Origin of the sequence: Tahibacter soli, from assembly GCF_025717065.2 — a bacterium.
Classification (GTDB): domain Bacteria; phylum Pseudomonadota; class Gammaproteobacteria; order Xanthomonadales; family Rhodanobacteraceae; genus Tahibacter; species Tahibacter soli.
The window spans coordinates 345739-361932 of record NZ_JAOVZO020000020.1 but is presented as its reverse complement, the minus strand read 5'-3'; the positions used below and the strand labels follow the sequence as shown (position 1 = coordinate 361932).

At 68.6% G+C, this 16194-nt stretch carries 17 protein-coding genes; 11 read left to right on the top strand and 6 right to left on the bottom strand.

Annotated features, from left to right (window positions below; translation table 11 throughout):
• Positions 1-76 precede the first annotated feature (76 nt).
• A complete protein-coding gene (locus tag OD750_RS22520) occupies positions 77-1150 on the top strand; it encodes a DUF3142 domain-containing protein (protein WP_263544333.1) in 1074 nt (357 codons plus the stop codon).
• 22 nt (positions 1151-1172) lie between these two features.
• Positions 1173-3254, top strand: coding sequence for a hypothetical protein (locus OD750_RS22515; RefSeq protein WP_263544332.1), 2082 nt, complete (start codon positions 1173-1175; stop codon positions 3252-3254).
• 10 nt (positions 3255-3264) lie between these two features.
• Here OD750_RS22515 and OD750_RS22510 read toward each other — a convergent pair whose 3' ends face one another.
• Positions 3265-3867 (bottom strand): YfbM family protein, encoded by a 603-nt coding sequence (locus OD750_RS22510; RefSeq protein ID WP_272842120.1) that lies wholly within the window; start codon positions 3865-3867, stop codon positions 3265-3267.
• Positions 3868-4122: 255 nt separating this feature from the next.
• On the opposite strand from OD750_RS22510, the gene queA reads away from it, so the two are divergent.
• The 3 genes from queA to OD750_RS22495 all read left to right on the top strand — a co-directional run bounded on the left by queA (position 4123) and on the right by OD750_RS22495 (position 7510).
• Positions 4123-5166, top strand: coding sequence for a tRNA preQ1(34) S-adenosylmethionine ribosyltransferase-isomerase QueA (gene queA / locus OD750_RS22505; RefSeq protein ID WP_263544330.1), 1044 nt, complete (start codon positions 4123-4125; stop codon positions 5164-5166).
• 5 nt (positions 5167-5171) lie between these two features.
• Positions 5172-6269, top strand: coding sequence for a tRNA guanosine(34) transglycosylase Tgt (gene tgt, locus OD750_RS22500; protein ID WP_425508256.1), 1098 nt, complete (start codon positions 5172-5174; stop codon positions 6267-6269).
• A 68-nt stretch (positions 6270-6337) separates the two neighbouring features.
• Entirely contained in the window at positions 6338-7510 is a 1173-nt protein-coding gene (locus OD750_RS22495) for a hypothetical protein (RefSeq protein ID WP_263544328.1), read from the top strand.
• On the opposite strand, the gene rsxB is transcribed toward OD750_RS22495, so the two are convergent.
• The 4 genes from rsxB to OD750_RS22475 form a co-directional block, all read right to left on the bottom strand.
• Positions 7511-8011: an electron transport complex subunit RsxB gene (gene rsxB / locus OD750_RS22490; RefSeq protein ID WP_336407575.1), complete on the bottom strand. Its 501-nt coding sequence runs from the start codon at positions 8009-8011 to the stop codon at positions 7511-7513.
• Positions 8008-8583: an Rnf-Nqr domain containing protein gene (locus OD750_RS22485; protein ID WP_263544327.1), complete on the bottom strand. Its 576-nt coding sequence runs from the start codon at positions 8581-8583 to the stop codon at positions 8008-8010. Before OD750_RS22485 ends, rsxB begins: the two co-directional genes overlap by 4 nt.
• Before the next feature lie 5 nt (positions 8584-8588).
• Complete coding sequence (gene metG, locus OD750_RS22480) at positions 8589-10673, bottom strand: methionine--tRNA ligase (protein ID WP_263544326.1); 2085 nt, start codon at positions 10671-10673, stop codon at positions 8589-8591.
• Between the two features lie 112 nt (positions 10674-10785).
• Complete coding sequence (locus OD750_RS22475) at positions 10786-11232, bottom strand: hypothetical protein (protein WP_263544325.1); 447 nt, start codon at positions 11230-11232, stop codon at positions 10786-10788.
• Between the two features lie 289 nt (positions 11233-11521).
• On the opposite strand from OD750_RS22475, the gene apbC reads away from it, so the two are divergent.
• From apbC to OD750_RS22445, 6 genes are all read left to right on the top strand, one after another.
• Positions 11522-12613 carry an iron-sulfur cluster carrier protein ApbC gene (gene apbC / locus OD750_RS22470; RefSeq protein WP_263544324.1) on the top strand — a complete coding sequence of 364 codons (1092 nt, stop codon included), beginning with the start codon at positions 11522-11524 and terminating at the stop codon, positions 12611-12613.
• A gap of 4 nt (positions 12614-12617) precedes the next feature.
• Positions 12618-13187 carry a dCTP deaminase gene (gene dcd, locus OD750_RS22465; RefSeq protein WP_263544323.1) on the top strand — a complete coding sequence of 190 codons (570 nt, stop codon included), beginning with the start codon at positions 12618-12620 and terminating at the stop codon, positions 13185-13187.
• A gap of 77 nt (positions 13188-13264) precedes the next feature.
• On the top strand, positions 13265-13666 hold the full coding sequence (locus OD750_RS22460; RefSeq protein ID WP_263544322.1) for a hypothetical protein: 402 nt from the start codon (positions 13265-13267) through the stop codon (positions 13664-13666).
• A 54-nt stretch (positions 13667-13720) separates the two neighbouring features.
• The gene (locus OD750_RS22455; protein ID WP_263544321.1) at positions 13721-14041 is read left to right on the top strand and encodes a hypothetical protein; all 321 of its coding nucleotides are present in this window, start codon (positions 13721-13723) and stop codon (positions 14039-14041) included.
• Positions 14042-14162: 121 nt separating this feature from the next.
• Positions 14163-14843 (top strand): hypothetical protein, encoded by a 681-nt coding sequence (locus OD750_RS22450; protein WP_263544320.1) that lies wholly within the window; start codon positions 14163-14165, stop codon positions 14841-14843.
• A 184-nt stretch (positions 14844-15027) separates the two neighbouring features.
• Complete coding sequence (locus OD750_RS22445) at positions 15028-15234, top strand: cold-shock protein (RefSeq protein WP_263544319.1); 207 nt, start codon at positions 15028-15030, stop codon at positions 15232-15234.
• 96 nt (positions 15235-15330) lie between these two features.
• Here OD750_RS22445 and OD750_RS22440 read toward each other — a convergent pair whose 3' ends face one another.
• On the bottom strand, positions 15331-16140 hold the full coding sequence (locus OD750_RS22440) for a 4'-phosphopantetheinyl transferase family protein (protein WP_263544318.1): 810 nt from the start codon (positions 16138-16140) through the stop codon (positions 15331-15333).
• Positions 16141-16194: the final 54 nt, after the last annotated feature.

Here is a 16194-nt window from a genome sequence, read left to right as displayed (position 1 = left end):
GGCTGCGTGCGCCGGCGAGCGCCGCGCGCTGCCCCACGAGGCGTACGTCTGGCAGCGCGTCTGGGATGCGCCGCTCGTGCGATCGATCGCCGATTCGCGCGACGTCGTCGCCGGTCTGCGCGTGCTCGCGCTGCAGCGCGACGCGCACGGCCGCGGCATCGAACCGCAGGCGGATCTCGCGGCGCTCGCGGCCGACGCACGGCCGGTCGTCGCCGTCGTGCGCATCGACGGCCGCATCGATCTGCACGACGACGCGGCGGACGTCGCGCGCGTCGTCGAACTCGCGCGGCGCTGGCGCGATGCGGGCGTCGCGGTCGCCGGCATCGAGATCGACCACGACTGCGCGACCGCGCGGCTCGACGCCTACGCCGGCTGGCTCGCGCGGCTGCGCGCGGCGTTGCCCGCGGCGACGCGAGTGTCGATCACGGCGCTGCCGGCGTGGCGCGCCGCGCCGGCGCTCGCGCGCGTGATCGGCGCGGTCGACGAAACGGTGCTGCAGGTGCATGCCGTCGCCGATCCGTCGCGCGGCCTGTTCGATCGCACGCAGGCGCGCGGCTGGATCGATGCCTGGGCAAAACGCAGTGCGGACAAACCGTTCCGCGTCGCGCTGCCCGCCTACGGCGCGGCGCTGCGCCTGGACGCCGACGGCGGCGTGCTCGCGGTCGAAAGCGAACAGCCGCTCGCGACGGCGGCTGCCGAGGTGCGCGAGATCGCGGTCGATCCGCGCGACGTCGCCTCGCTCGTGCGCGAACTCGAAGTGCGGCGGCCGGCGACGCTCGCGGGCATCGTCTGGTTTCGGCTGCCGCGCGACGGCGACCGCCGCGCGTGGAGAATGTCGACATTGCGCGCCGTGATCGCGGGAGCGCCGCTCGCGGCGAACCTGCGCATCGCGCTGCGTCCGAGCGGCGGCGCGTTCGACGTCGTCGCGACGAACGACGGCACGCTCGACGCCGAACTGCCGCCGGCGCTGCGCGTCGCCGCGGCGTGCACGGGCGACGGCATTGCCGGCTATCGGTACGAACCGGGCGCGCGCGTGCAGTTCTTTCGCCGCGACACGCATGCGACACTGCGGGCCGGCGGCGAGCGCGTGCTCGGCTGGTTGCGATGCGGATCGACGGAGGCAGGGGATGTCGGGATCGAAGTGCAATAACGAACGTCGCCGCGTGCGGCCCGTGCTGCTCGCTGCAGCGCTCGCGTTCGCGGCGCTGCCGGCGTTCGCGTGCGGCCCCGACTTTCCGCCGGAACTGTTGAGCGATCGCAACGCGACGATGCTCGGCCTCGCCGACGGCACGTTCGACTTCGAAGCGTCGCGCCTCGGCGCGAAACCCGCGTTCGCGTTCAAGCCCGCCGAGAATCCGTGGGAAGCGCCTGGCGCGTCTCGCATCGATCTCGAAACGAAGGAACTGGGCGAAACCGGCTACGCGAAGGTCGAAGCGATGCGGCTGTCGATGGACGACGCGGCGGCGTGGGCCGCCGGCGAAGGCCTGCCGGCCGACGTGCGCCTGTACGCGGCCGGCGCGCGCGCTTTCCATGCGGGCGACGAGGCGATCGCGTACAAGCGCTTCGGCGCGGTGCTCGCGTTGCCCGACGCCGAACGCGCGCGGCGCGGCGTGTGGGCGCAGTTCATGCTCGGCCGTCTCGATCGTGCATCGATCGGCGGTGCGGGATCGAGTCGCGAACAATCGGCGCAGCGTGCCGCGTCGGCGGAAAAGGCGTTCCAGGCGGTGCGCACCGCGGTGCTGGCCGGCGCCGCCGATCCGCTCGGCCTCGCTGTCGCGAGCTACGGCGAAGAAGCCGCGATCCATCTTGGCGCCGGCGACACCGCCGCCGCCGTGTCGCTGTACGCGCAGCAGGCCGCGCTCGGCTCGCCGTCGGGGCGCGCGTCGCTGCTCTTCGTCGCGCGCGACGTGTTCGCCGACGAGGTAAAACTCGCGCAGGCGCTGCAAAATCCCGTTCTGCAATCGTTGCTTGCGGCCTATGTGTACACGCGCAGCGATGAATTCGGCTCGGAGTTCCGGCCGCCCGCGAGCGCGCTCGAGCGCTACTACGCGGCGGTCGAGGCGGCCGATCCGACGACGCTCGCGGGCGCCGACCGCATCGCCGCGGCGGCGTATCGCGCCGGACGCTTCGATCTCGCCGGCAAGCTCGCCGCGCGCAGCGAATCGCCGCTCGCGCTATGGGTGCGCGCGAAGCTCGCGCTGCGCGGCGGCGACACGAAAACCGCGGCCGACGCCTATGCGCAGGCGTCGCGCGCGTTCCCGCGCGACGAAAACTGGGACGCGAGCGAGTATGGCTTCGCGTTTCGCCCGGGCTGCCGCGTCGACGGCGAACGCGCGGTGCTCGCGCTCAATCGCGGCGACTACGTCGAGGCGCTGCGCCTGCTGCACGGCGCCGGCGACTACTGGGCCGACGCCGCCTACGTCGCCGAGCGCGTGCTGTCGCTCGACGAGCTGAAAACCTTCGTCGACGCCGAAGTGCCGGAGCCCGCGACCGAGCCGAAGCCCGACGAGTACGGCTATGTCGCGTCGCCGCCGAATCGCCTGCTGCGCCAGCTGCTCGGCCGGCGCCTGATGCGCGAGGGGCGTTATCCGGATGCGATCGGCTACTTCCGGCCCGACCTGCGGGACGCCGCGACGAAGTACGCGAACGCGCGCGTCGAAGCGGGCAAGCGCCGCGGCATCGAGCGCGCGGAGCAGCTGTTCGCCGCGGCCGTGCTCGCGCGCCGTTCGGGCATGGAACTGATCGGCGCCGAACTCGCACCCGACGGCGCGATCTACGGCGGCGCGTACGAGTGGCCGTCGATCGACTACGCGAAAGCCGACCGCGCGTTCGTCACCGACGCGGAAGTCGCGCGCTATGCGTCGACCGCGATCGTGCCGGACGTGCGCTATCACTACCGGCGCGTCGCGGCCGACTTGGCGAACCAGGCGGCCGATCTGGTGCCGCCGCGTTCGCAGGCGTTCGCCGCGATGCTGTGCAGCGCGACCGGCTGGCTGATCAATCGCGACTACGACCTTGCCCGCACGTACTACCTGCGCTACGTGAAGCAGGGGCCGTACGTGGCCTGGGCCGCGCGTTTCGGCAACGACTGCCCGGCGCCCGATTTTCCCGGCGCGACGAAGCGCGAACGCGCCGAGCAGATCGCCTGGGCGAAGAAACAGGTGCGCAAGGCCGCGCCGTGGGCGGCGCTCGTGATGCTCGCGGCGGGGATCGGGATCATCGTGTGGCGGCGGCGCAGACGCGCCGCGGCGTAGCGATCGGCTGTCAGGTCAGACAAACGACGAGTCCGGCACGTTGTTCGACCGCTGCGGCGATAAACGCCTTGGTCGATTGGAAATACTCGAGGCAGTAGCCGAGCGCGTCGTCCTCGTTCGGATCGCGGTTCCAGATCACGCTGGGATAGATATCGAGCGCGGTCATTTCCGCAGGATTGAACCGGCTGCGCAGCACAGCGTCGTCAACGGAGCGTAGTGCGGCGTCGATCGCGCCAACCTGTTCAGGCGTGAATACGCGAGCGCCGTCATAACCGACGCGCGAATGGTTGACTTCGGTACCTCCGGCAAGAATGAAGTTCAACGGCTCGTCGCCGCCGTCCGCGGTTCCGGTCAGCAGGTAGTGAATGCCGTGCCATGCTTTGTCCATGTCGGTCTCACGGACCTCGTCGGAGCCGAGTTCGAAGTCGACCGGTGCACGCGCCTCGATTTTTCGGCCGAACAGACGTGCGAAGAAGCCTACCTTGGCGCCGCGAGCCGCCTCGTACGCGTCGGGGTCGTGCCGAGCGATGACTTTCAGGATCAGCGGCGGGTCGGCAAGTACCTTGCGAATATTTTCCGCGCCCAGCGTAAACATAGCGACACAAAGTCCCACAGCGTTCTCCTGGCTTGCGCCTGCATGACGAGCGCTCAAGCGCCGAATCAAGGATAATCGCAGACCCGCCGGACCGTAGCAGGCCGCGCCGGACTTCTCCCTCTCCCCCGCGCTCGCGCGGGGAGAGGGCCGGGGTGAGGGGGTGACGCTGACGTCTGCGTCGAGCACAACGAAGCGCGACGCGTCGCCCCCTCACCCAACCCTCTCCCCCAAGCGCGCTTGGGGGAGAGGGCTAAAGATGCCCCTTGTCCCTCTGTGAAAAAATCCGATTTTAGCTTCGACCTCCCGACCGACCTCATCGCGCAGACGCCGCTGCCCGAACGTTCGGCCAGCCGCCTGCTCGTCGTCGACGCGGTGCGCGATACGCTCGCCGACCGCCGTTTCGCCGATCTGGCCGACCTCGTCGATCCCGGCGACCTGCTCGTGTTCAACGATACGCGCGTGCTGCCGGCGCGCCTGCACGGCCGCAAGGAAACCGGCGGCGCCGTCGAGATCCTGATCGAGCGCGTCACCGGTCCGCACGACGCACGCGCGCAGCTCGGCGTCAGCAAGAAACCGCGTCCCGGCGCGCGCATCGAACTCGCCGACGGCAGCCACGCGATCGTGCGCGGCCGGGACGGCCAGTTCTTCGACCTGCATTTCGACACGGCCGAACCGCTCGAAAAACTGCTCGCGCGTCTCGGGCACATGCCGCTGCCGCCGTACATCGCGCGCGATGCCGAGGCCGCCGACGACGAACGCTACCAGACCGTGTTCGCCGCGCGGCCCGGCGCGGTCGCCGCGCCGACCGCGGGCCTGCACTTCGACCAGCCGCTGCTCGACCGCCTCGCCGCCCGCGGCGTCGATTTCGGCTACGTCACGCTGCACGTCGGCGCCGGCACGTTCCAGCCGATACGCAGCGAAAGCCTGCGCGATCACGTGATGCATCGCGAATGGCTCAACGTCGGCGCCGAACTCGTCGAGAAGATGCGCCGCGCACGCGCGGCCGGCAAGCGCGTGATCGCGGTCGGCACGACCGTCGTGCGCGCGCTCGAAAGCGCCAAGCGCGACGGCGTCGTGCAGCCGTTCGCCGGCGAGACGCAGATCTTCATCTTCCCGGGCTACCGCATCGACAGCGTCGATGCGCTCGTGACGAATTTCCACCTGCCCGAATCGACGCTGCTGATGCTCGTGTCGGCGTACGCCGGCCGCGAACGCATGCTCGGCGCGTACCGTCACGCGGTCGCGCAGCGCTACCGGTTCTTCTCCTACGGCGACGCGATGCTGATCGTGCCGCCGCTCGCGAACGCGACGATGTGACGACGATGCAATTTGAACTTATCCGCAACGACGGTGCCGCGCGCCGCGGCCGCCTGACGTTCGCGCGCGGCGCGATCGAAACGCCGGCGTTCATGCCGGTCGGCACCTACGGCTCGGTCAAGGCGATGCTGCCGCGCGATCTCAAGGAGATCGGCGCGCAGATCATCCTCGGCAATACGTTTCATCTGTTCCTGCGGCCCGGCCTCGACGTGATCGGCGAGTTCGGCGGCCTGCACGGCTTCATCGGCTGGGACAGGCCCATCCTCACCGACTCGGGCGGCTTCCAGGTGTTCTCGCTCGCGCACAAGCGCAAGATCACCGAGGACGGCGTGACGTTCGCCTCGCCGATCGACGGCTCGAAGGTGTTCCTGAGCCCCGAGGAGTCGATGCGCATCCAGCGCGTGCTGAACTCCGACATCGTCATGATCTTCGACGAATGCACGCCGTATCCGGCGACGCCGAAGCAGGCGAGCGATTCGATGGAACTCTCCCTGCGCTGGGCCGAGCGTTCGAAGCGCGCGCACGAGGGCAATGCCAACGCGTTGTTCGGCATCGTGCAGGGCGGCGTCTATCCGGACCTGCGCGCGCGCTCGGCGCAAGGCCTGCAGCAGATCAGTTTCGACGGCTACGCGGTCGGCGGCCTCGCGGTCGGCGAACCGGAGGCCGAACGCAATCACACGCTCGAGGCGACCGTGCCGCTCTTGCCGGCCGACCGGCCGCGCTATCTGATGGGCGTCGGGCGGCCGGAAGACATCGTCGAGGCGGTGCGCCGCGGCATCGACATGTTCGACTGCGTGATGCCGACGCGCAACGCGCGCAACGGCCACATCTTCACGCGCTCGGGCGTGCTGCGCGTGCGCAACGCGCAGTACCAGCGCGATACGCGGCCGCTCGACGAAGCCTGCGGCTGCTACACGTGCGCCAACGGTTTTTCGCGCGCGTACCTGCGGCATCTCGACAAGTGCAACGAGATCCTCGCCTCGCAGCTCGCGACGATCCACAACCTCTACTACTACCAGTGGCTGATGGCCGGTCTGCGCGACGCGATCGCGGCCGGCACGCTCGAGAGCTACGTGCACGAGTTTTACGCGATGCGCGCGTGACGGCATCGACGGCGCGCGGATCGCGCCGTCGCATAAACTACGCGTTCCACAACGGACGGGGGGCGTCCATGAGTTATGTGCTGCAGATCTGGGAGCTGCCGCAAGGCAGCGGCTGGCCGACGACCGTGCGCGAAGCGAGCGCGCTCGTCATGGGACTGCACGGTCCGACGCCGGGCCAGAACCCGAAGTTTCTCGAATTCGCGCGGCGGCTGACCGCGCGCTATCCGTGCATCACGACGCCGGACGAAGACCTTCCCGAAGGCGCGGAACTCGTCTGGACCGACGGACCGCTCGACGGCATCACCGACGAAGCGGTCTACGGCATCGGCATCGACACCGACACGCTCGTCGACGTGCGACCGTTCGTGATCACGACCGCGCTGTCGCTCGGCCTCAACGTCGAGGACGATCAGGCCGGCGAATACTTTCTCGCGAACGGCGGCGTGCTCAGCGTCGACATCGAGATCCGCCGCCGCGACGCGGCCGCCGCGGCGGCGGCCGGGCAGCCCGCCGCGCCGGCGCTGCCGAGCCGCGAGGAACTGTCCGAGCGCATCGTCGCCGACATCGGGCCGCTGCTCGAACGGCACGGCCTCGCGCGCGCGCCGCAGGACGACGCGATCGGCGGCATCTACGTCGCGCGCGGCTACGAGAAGTCGACGCCGGCCGGCCGTCACAAGATCTCGCTCAACGCGATCAGCGACGGCAAGAAGACCTGCAGGATCACGCTCGACTGGACCTGTTGGCACTACGCGACGTCGGCGCTGCGCAAGCACATCAAGTTCGACGGCGTCGTGCCCGCCGACGCGCCGGACTTCGGCGCCGGCGTCGTGCGCCTGCATCGCTGGATCGACGACCGCGACGGCGTGCTGACGCCGGACGGCCCGGACGGCAAGGACCGCGTCTATGCCGTGCCGCACCGCGACGACATCGGGCGCTGCACGTCGCATCTCGCGCGGCAGATCGAAAAGCGTCTGCTGCCGATGATCGCGCAGTTCGAAACCGTCGAGGACTTCGACCGGCTCGCCAATCCCGACCCGGTGACCGACTCGCCGTTCTTCGACCGCTACTACGACGGCGGCGCGATCCACATCGCCGCCGCATACCTTGCCGGCAATCCGCGGCTCGCCGCGCTGTGCGACGAGTTCTGGAACAACACGCAGCAGGAGGCGATGTTCATGGAAGGCCAGCGCCTGCACCTGCGCAAGTGCATCGCGTGGGTGCGCGCGAACCCGAAACGCTGATCAGCGCGACGGTTCGATCAGTGCGATGCAGTCGACCGGGCAAGGCACGAGACAAAGGCCGCAACCGGTGCATTCGTCGGAAAGTACCGAATGCATCGTTTGCGGCGCGCCGAGGATCGCGTCGGTCGGGCACACCTGGATGCATTTCGTGCAGCCGATGCACACGGCCTCGTCGATCAGCGCGACCGTGCGCGGCGCTTCGACGCCGTGCGCGGGATCGAGCGGCTTTTCGGCGCGCCCGAGCAGCGCGGCCAGCGCGCGAATGCCGGCGGCGCCGCCGGGCGGACATTGGTTGATGTCGGCGTCGCCCGCGGCGATCGCGTCCGCGTAGGGGCGGCAGCCGGCGTAGCGGCACTGGCCGCACTGCGTCTGCGGCAAGAGCGCGTCGATGCGTTCGGCGAGCGGCCGCGGATCGGGCGCGGGCACGCGCGCGGCGGCTCGGCGCAACGCGAATCCGAATACGGCGGCCAAGCCCGCGAGCAGCGCGACGATCTCGATCATGGCGCGGGCGCGACGCCGGCGAAGCCCATGAACGCGAGCGCCATGAAGCCGGCGGTCAACAGATCGAGCGGCGCGCCGCGGAACGCGTGCGGCACGTCGTCGTGCGCGAAGCGCCGGCGCATCGCCGCGAGCATCGTCAGGACGAGCGCGTAGCCCGCGCCGCTGCCGAATGCGACGACGAGCGTCGCCGCGTAGCCTCGGCCGGGACGCAGCGCGATCAGCGCACCGCCGATCACCGCGGCATTGCCGGCGACGGCGAGCCAGCGTCCCCGCATGATCGCTTCGAGCGGCGCGAACGCGCGCGCGACGAGTTGCGCGACGAGCGCCACGGCCGCCGCGACGACGAGCACGAGCGCCGCGCCCTGCAGCGCCACGAGTTCGCCGAACGGCAACACGCGCGCGAGCGGCTGGTACAGCGCCGCGACGAGCGTGACGGCGAGCGCGCACAGCGTGCCGAACACGGACGCGCCGCCGACGTCGTCGACGCGCGCGCGGTCGAATCCGAGCATCGCGATCAGCGCCGCGTTGTTGACCAGCGCGGCGCCGACGAGCAGAGCGACGATGTCGCTCACGTCGTTTACTTGACCGGCATGCCGGCCGCGGCGCCGGCGTCGACGTCGAGCAGGAACAGGTCCGCGCCGCCGGAGCCTGCCGACAGGACCATGCCCTGCGACACGCCGAAGCGCATCTTGCGCGGCGCGAGATTCGCGATGAACACGACGTGGCGGCCGACGAGCTTTTCGGGCTCGCCGTATGCGGCGCGGATGCCCGAGAAGATCTGGCGCGTGCCGAGATCGCCGGCGTCGAGTTCGAAGCGCAGCAGCTTGTCCGAGCCGTCGACGAATTCGCACGCGAGCACCTTGCCGATGCGCAGGTCGAGTTTCGCGAAGTCGTCGATCGCGATGTCGGGCAGCGCGTTCGTGGCAGCCGGGGCGGCGACCGGCGAGGCGGCGGCCGGTGCGGCCGGTTTCGCGGCCGGCGTCGCGGCGGCGGCGTCGGTCGGTTGCAGGCTTTCCTTGGAGGCTTCGATCATGGCTTCGATGTGCTTGGGGTCCACGCGCGTCATGAGCGGCGTGAACGCGTTGATGGTGTGGGAGACGAGCGGCGCTTCGATGTCGGTCCAGCGCGCGATCGGCGCGCCGAGAAACGCTTCGGCATCGACGGCGGTGCGCGCGAGCACGGGCTTCAGGCACGCCGCGAGCACGCGGAACAGGTTCAGGCCCTGGCTGCACACGGCGAGCAGTTCGGCGTCGGCGCCTTCCTGCTTGGCGATCACCCACGGTTTCCTGTCGTCGATGTAGCGGTTCGCTTCGTCGGCGAGCGCCATCGTCTGGCGGATCGCGCGGCTGAACTCGCCTTCGTCGAACGATGCCTGCACTTCGCGCGCGCCGTCGACGAAACGCGCGTACATCGCCGGTTCCGGCAGTTCGGCCGCGAGCTTGCCGTCGAAGCGCTTCGTCACGAAGCCGGCGCAGCGGCTGGCGATGTTGACGAACTTGCCGACGAGATCGGCGTTCACGCGCGCGACGAAGTCGTCGAAGTTGAGGTCGAGGTCGTCGACGCCCGCGCCGGTCTTCGCGGCGTAGTAGTAGCGCAGGCAGTCGGGATCGAGGCCCGCGTCGAGATAAGCGCGCGCCTGGATGAACGTGCCGCGCGACTTGGACATCTTCGCGCCGTTGACCGTGAGATAGCCGTTGACGTGCAGCGCGGTCGGCGCGCGCAGGCCGGCGCCGTGCAGCACCGCGGGCCAGAACAGGCCGTGGAAATTGATGATGTCCTTGCCGATGAAGTGATGCAGCTCGGTCGTCGAGTCGGACTTCAGGTATTCGTCGAAGTCGATGCCGCGGCGGTCGCACAGCGTCTTGAAGCTCGCGAGGTAGCCGATCGGCGCGTCGAGCCACACGTAGAAGAACTTGCCCGGCGCGTCGGGAATCTCGAAGCCGAAATACGGCGCGTCGCGCGAAATGTCCCAGTCGCGCAGGCCGCCCTCGGCGTCGAGCCATTCCGCGAGCTTCGCCTTGACGCCCGAATGCGCGACCGGTCCCGCCAGCCACTGCCGCAGGAAATCAGTAAATTTACCGAGTTGGAAAAAGTAATGTTCCGACTCGCGCAGCACCGGCGGCGCGCCGGAGACGACCGAGCGCGGATTTTTCAGGTCGGTCGGCGCGTACGTCGCGCCGCAGTTCTCGCAGTTGTCGCCGTACTGGTCGGGCGTGCCGCAGTTCGGGCACGTGCCCTGGATGTAGCGGTCGGGCAGGAACATGTCCTTGACCGGGTCGTACAGCTGCTGGATCGAGCGGCGCGCGATCGCGCCGTTGTCGCGCAGGCGGCGGTAGATCATTTCGGTCAGCAGGCGATTGTTCTCGCCGTGCGTGGAGTCGTAGTTGTCCCACGCGACGCCGAAGTCGGCGAAGTCGCGCTCGTGGCTCTCCTGCATCTGCGCGATGAACGCTTCGGCGCTGAGGCCCTTCTTCTCGGCGGCGAGCATGATCGGCGTGCCGTGCGTGTCGTCGGCGCAGACCATCACGACCTCGTTGCCGGCCATGCGCTGCGCGCGGCACCACATGTCGGTCTGCAGATAGCCGACGAGGTGTCCGAGGTGCAGGTGTCCGTTCGCGTAGGGCAGGGCGCAGGTGACGAGAAGGCGACGCGTCGAGGTCATCCGGGAGCTTTCCGATTCGGCTGTTGCGGCGCCGCATTATGGCATGCGGCACCGCGTTGCCGGATCGGCCGCCGCGCGTTCGCCCGTGCGCGCGGAGCCCGTCGAGGCGGCGTTACAGGTTCTGGCAGCCGCCGCTGATCAGGCCCGGCTGCACCTGGGCCTGCAGATTGAGACAGGCTTCGACGCGTTCCGGGCCGGTCAGCCGCATCGACGCGCGAATGCCTTCCTCGATGCCGCGGATCGCGGCCTTGCGCACGTCGTGCGAAACCGCGCCGCTGTTCAGGCACTGGCGCGCCTTCTCGGCGAACACGTCGCATTCGGGCGTGCCGAGGCGGCGGAACGGCTGCACGTCGCCTTGCCTGGGTTCCGGCGCGGCGGCCTGCACGGCTTCGAGCGGGCCGACGGGCGCCGCGGGCCTCGGCGCCGTGAGGGGCTGCGCCGGTTGCGCGGGCTTCGGCGCTTCGGCGACCTTCGCCGTTTCCGGCGGCGCATTGCTGCCGCAGGCGGCGAGCAGCGCGAGAAAGGCGAACGGTGCAATGCGAGCGATGTATCGGGTCATGAATCCGGTCCTGTGAGCGGGGGCGGAGAAGGGCGCGAAGCATGCCGGCGGTGCGGGGTGCTTGCAACGCGTCTTGCCGTGGATGCAGCCCGGCCGGGCTGCGGTGACGGGCCTTTGACTCTACAATCCGCGGCGAAAGTTCCGCGTGCCGTCGTTAAGTTGATGTTTTTGCGGAACGCTTGCGATCGCCCGCGCTTGCGGTACCGGTTGGCCCCCTTGACTTCACCGGGTTCGAACGGCGACAAGTCCCGCTTGACCAACGAGCTTACGCATCCAACCAGGAAGCAAGATGTCCCAGGAAATTGAAGGCCTGGCGCGGGCGGCATTGTCCCGCATCCAGGATCCGCACACCGGCGCCGACCTCGTCGCATCGGGCGCGGTGCGCGGCGTCGGCGTCGACGGCGCGCGCGTGTCGGTCGACATCCAGCTCGGCTATCCCGCGCAGTCGTGGCGCGAAACGCTCGCCGCCGAGGTCAAGCGCGTGCTCGAAGCCGAACCGGCGATCGAAGCGGCTGCCGTCAGCGTCGGCTTTCGCGTGTTTTCGCACCAGGTGCAGAAAGAGCTGTCGCCGCTGCGCGAAGTGCGCAACGTCATCGCCGTGGCGTCGGGCAAGGGCGGCGTCGGCAAATCGACGACCGCGGTCAATCTCGCGCTCGCGCTCGTCGCCGAAGGCGCGAAGGTCGGCGTGCTCGACGCCGACGTCTACGGACCGTCGCTGCCGCTCCTGACCGCCACGAGCGGCAAGCCCGAAAGCCCGGACGGCCAGAATTTCCTGCCCAAGCGCAACCACGGCCTGCAGGTCATGAGCATCGGCTACATGATCGAAGACGACACGCCGGTGATCTGGCGCGGCCCGATGGTCACGCAGGCGCTGATGCAGCTCGCCACGAACACGCTGTGGGAGGACCTCGACTATCTCGTGATCGACTTTCCGCCCGGCACCGGCGACATCGCGCTGACGCTCGCGCAGCGCATTCCGATGACCGGCGCGGTAATCGTCACGACGCCGCAGGACGTCGCGCTGATCGACGCGCGCAAGGCGCTGCGCATGTTCGAGAAAGTCGAAGTGCCGCTGCTCGGCATCGTCGAGAACATGTCGACGCACGTGTGCACGAACTGCGGCCACGAGGAGCCCATCTTCGGCAGCGGCGGCGGCGAGCGCATGGCGCAGCAGTACGGCGTCGCGCTGCTCGGCTCGCTGCCGCTCGACATCCGCGTGCGGCGCGAGTCGGACGCCGGCACGCCGATCGTCGTCGCCGAACCCGATTCCGACCTCGCCGCGCGCTACCGGCAGATCGCGCGCAACGCGGCCGGCCGGCTGTCGCTGCAGGCGAAGAACAAAGCCATCCAGTTTCCGAAAATCGTGATCCAGAGCAGCTGACCTCATGAGCATCAAAGCCGACAAGTGGATTCGCCGCATGGCCGAAAGCCACGGCATGATCGAACCGTTCGAACCCGGCCAGATCAGGCAGAACGCCTCGGGCGGGCGCCTGATCTCGTACGGCACGTCGAGCTACGGCTACGACGTGCGCTGCGCCGACGAGTTCAAGGTGTTCACGAATATCAATTCCACCATTGTGGACCCGAAGGCGTTCGACCCGAAAAGCTTCGTCGACATCAAGAGCGAGGTGTGCATCATCCCGCCCAATTCGTTCGCGCTCGCGCGCACGGTCGAATACTTCCGCATCCCGCGGAAGGTGCTGACGGTGTGCCTGGGCAAGTCGACGTACGCGCGCTGCGGCATCATCGTCAACGTCACGCCGCTCGAACCCGAATGGGAAGGGCACGTCACGCTCGAGTTCTCGAACACGACGCCGCTGCCGGCGCGCATCTACGCGAACGAAGGCGTCGCGCAGATGCTGTTCTTCGAATCCGACGAGGAATGCGACGTCAGCTACGCCGATCGCGGCGGAAAATACCAGGGCCAGCGCGGCGTTACCCTGCCTCGCACATAGCCGATTCATGCCGGCGCCAAGCGACAGTGATACGCTTCGCGGCCTTCCGACTTCAACTCAACGCGGAACTGACACCGATGCAACGACTCGACCTGCGCCGTGCGGCGCGCGCCATCGCCTTTGCCGTTTTCGCCGCCGTCGTCGTCGCCGCGTGCGGCGGACGCGCCCGCCCCGACACCGTTGCCGCGCCCGACGTGCCGGCCGCGTACGACATGACGGTCATCGCCGACAAGGACGGGCAGTTCGAAGTCCAGGGCGCCACGCTCTCGGAAGAAGATTTCAAGGGTGCGCTGCGCTATCGCCGCGACCGCAACGACCCCGTCAAGACGATCCTGCTCAAGCGCGGCGAAAAGCAGAAGGTCACCGACGCGCATATTGCAGGACTTGCGCGTATCGGCCTCGAACTTCGCGTGCGCACGTTTCTGCAGGAAAAAGAAGGTAAGGAAATCCAGGAAATCCGCACGACCGCGGTGCAGTAAACGACCGGCCCGCAGGCTTCGCCGAGCGGCTACTCCATTCAGGGATCCACCACCATGAAACGCATTCTTTTCGCGCTGTTCGCCGTGCTGTTCAGTCTGAGCGCGTTCGCCGCGCGCGACATCAAGGACGGCAACGCCTACGTCAAGCCGTCGGGTGAAGACAAGTTCCTGTTCGACGGCAATCCGCTCGGCAAGAACATGCTGATGAGCTCCCTGCAGGAACTCAAGGACGCCGGCAAGGTGACCGGCGTCGTGCTGCGCAACGCCGACAAGGCGAACGGCGAACAGCGCCGCCTGCTCAAGGTCATCGCCGACTATCTGAAGATCAACGCGTTCGTCGAGGACGGCAAGGAACTGAAGCCGCTCGGCGAGTGACGCCGCGTCGTGCCGTCGCCGGTCGCCGAGGGTTCCGGGCGATGCGGCGGCGGCACGAGCGGCGCCGTATTCGCCGTCAACGTTTGCAACTTTTTGCCGGTGCGCCTGTCGCACCCCTGGTATGACCGCTCGACTCTCGCTTTCGCTGACTGCCTGCGGCCTTGCCGCGTTCGCCGCCACGGCCGTCGCCGGTCCGATCGACTGGGTGAGCCGCAAGCTCGGCCGCGACCCCGCACCGCCGAAAACCGGCGTCGTCAAAGTCCGCGATCCGGGGCCCATCGCCCTCCTGCCCGAACAGCCGATGCGCTTTCCGATCGACGATGCGTCGCCGGAGGCCGAGCTGCCGCGCGGACGCAGCTACTACCGCCGTGTGGAACTGCCCAAGCCGGTCGAAAACGCGATGGTCGACGTGCGCGTCGTGGCGCAGGACGCGCCGGACGGCCGCGGCCGCACCGTGTTCAAGCCGCTGTTCTACGTGCTCGACGACGAAGGCAACGTGCGCGAGACGGTCAGCGTCGACAAGCTCGCGCTCGACATCCGCCCGTTCCAGCCGACCGAGCTGCAAGGGTGCGCGAAAGTGAAGAATCTGCAGCGATTTCTCGTCGCCACGACCGAGAAGGACGTCGGTGCCGCGTTCGAGTCCGGCGCGCGCGACAAGGTCAGTGCGCCGACAAAGGGCGGCTTCTACTACTCGACCGACGCGGTCAAGGTGAAGCTGCCGTACGCCGCGACCGGCGAACTGGTGCTGACGGTCAGTGCCAAACCGTCCGAGCGCACCTGCGGCGAAAAACCGAAAGCCTGAGCGCGCGAAACCCCCGCAACGCAAGCTGGGCCGCGTTGTGACGCGGTTCCGGCTTTTTGCTGCGCTGCAAAAAGGGCGGCTTGATTCGTTTTGTAAAAGAATGTTTATACTTCCGACCGCGTGGTTCTGGCCGGGGGAGGCTCGGCGGGCGACGCACTTGGTCCACCAGCAGTGAGGGGAAACAATGCGTACCGGTACAGTGAAGTGGTTCAACGATGCCAAGGGCTTCGGGTTTATCGCGCCGGAAGACGGCGGCGAGGACGTGTTCGTGCACTACTCGGCCATCAACTCCAAGGGCTTTCGCAGCCTGCAGGAAGGTCAGCGCGTAGTCTTCGAAGTCACGCAGGGTCCGAAGGGCTCGCAGGCGTCCGGCGTTCAGCCGGCACAGTAAGCGCAAGACCGAGCCGGGGGTTCGAGAAAGGCCTCGCGAAAGCGGGGCCTTTTTTTGTCCGGCGATTCGCCGCGAAGCGTTGCAAAAAGTGCGATTTCAGTCCGATGCGCGCAGCACCGACAACGCGAACGGCGCCGCGTGCGCGAGCGGCACGCAGCGACGCGCCTGCACGGCCAGCGGTCCGGCCGACTCGGCGCACAGCGCGATCAGATGTCCCGGCGCCGCGAACTGCGAAAAACGCCAGCGTTGCGGCGCGTCGTCGACATCGGCGTGCGTCCACAGGCTTACGCCCGCCGCGTGCGGAAAACGAAAGCCGAAGCGGTCGAGCGGCAGCGACAGACCCATGCCGCGCGCCTTGATGTACGACTCCTTGAGCGTCCAGTACTCGAAGAAGCGCCGCTGCCGCCGCTCGACAGGCTGCGTGCGCAACTCGTCGGCTTCCTCGCGCGCGAAGTAGCGATCGGCGAGATCGTCGACCGCGACGCGCGATTCGACGCCTTCGGTGTCGACGCCGAGCGCGCCGCCGCGTGCGACCGCGAGCACGACGAGGTTGCCGGCGTGCGATACGTTGAACGCCAGATCGGGCGGCGCGTCGGCGAGCGCGGGCTTGCCGTAGGCGTTCGCGACGAACGCGAGCCGCGCGGCCGGCACCGACGCGTACTGCGACAGCGCCGTGCGCACGAGCGCGCGCGTGACGAGATAGCGATGGCGATCCTTCTCGAACACGAAGCGCTGCTGCTGCTCGCGTTCGGTCGGGCTCATCAGCGTGCGGTAGGCGTCGAGCAGCGACGGATCGTGCGCGTCGTCGAGAAACGTCAGCCAGATGTCGATCGATGCGTGGTCGATCGATGCGGGGTCGATCGATGCGGCAGGGTCGGGCTGAGCGTCGTCGCGTATCGTCGTCATCGTGGGCGGGAACCCGTAAGTTGCCCATAGTGTCGCATGTCGTGATCCCTGCGC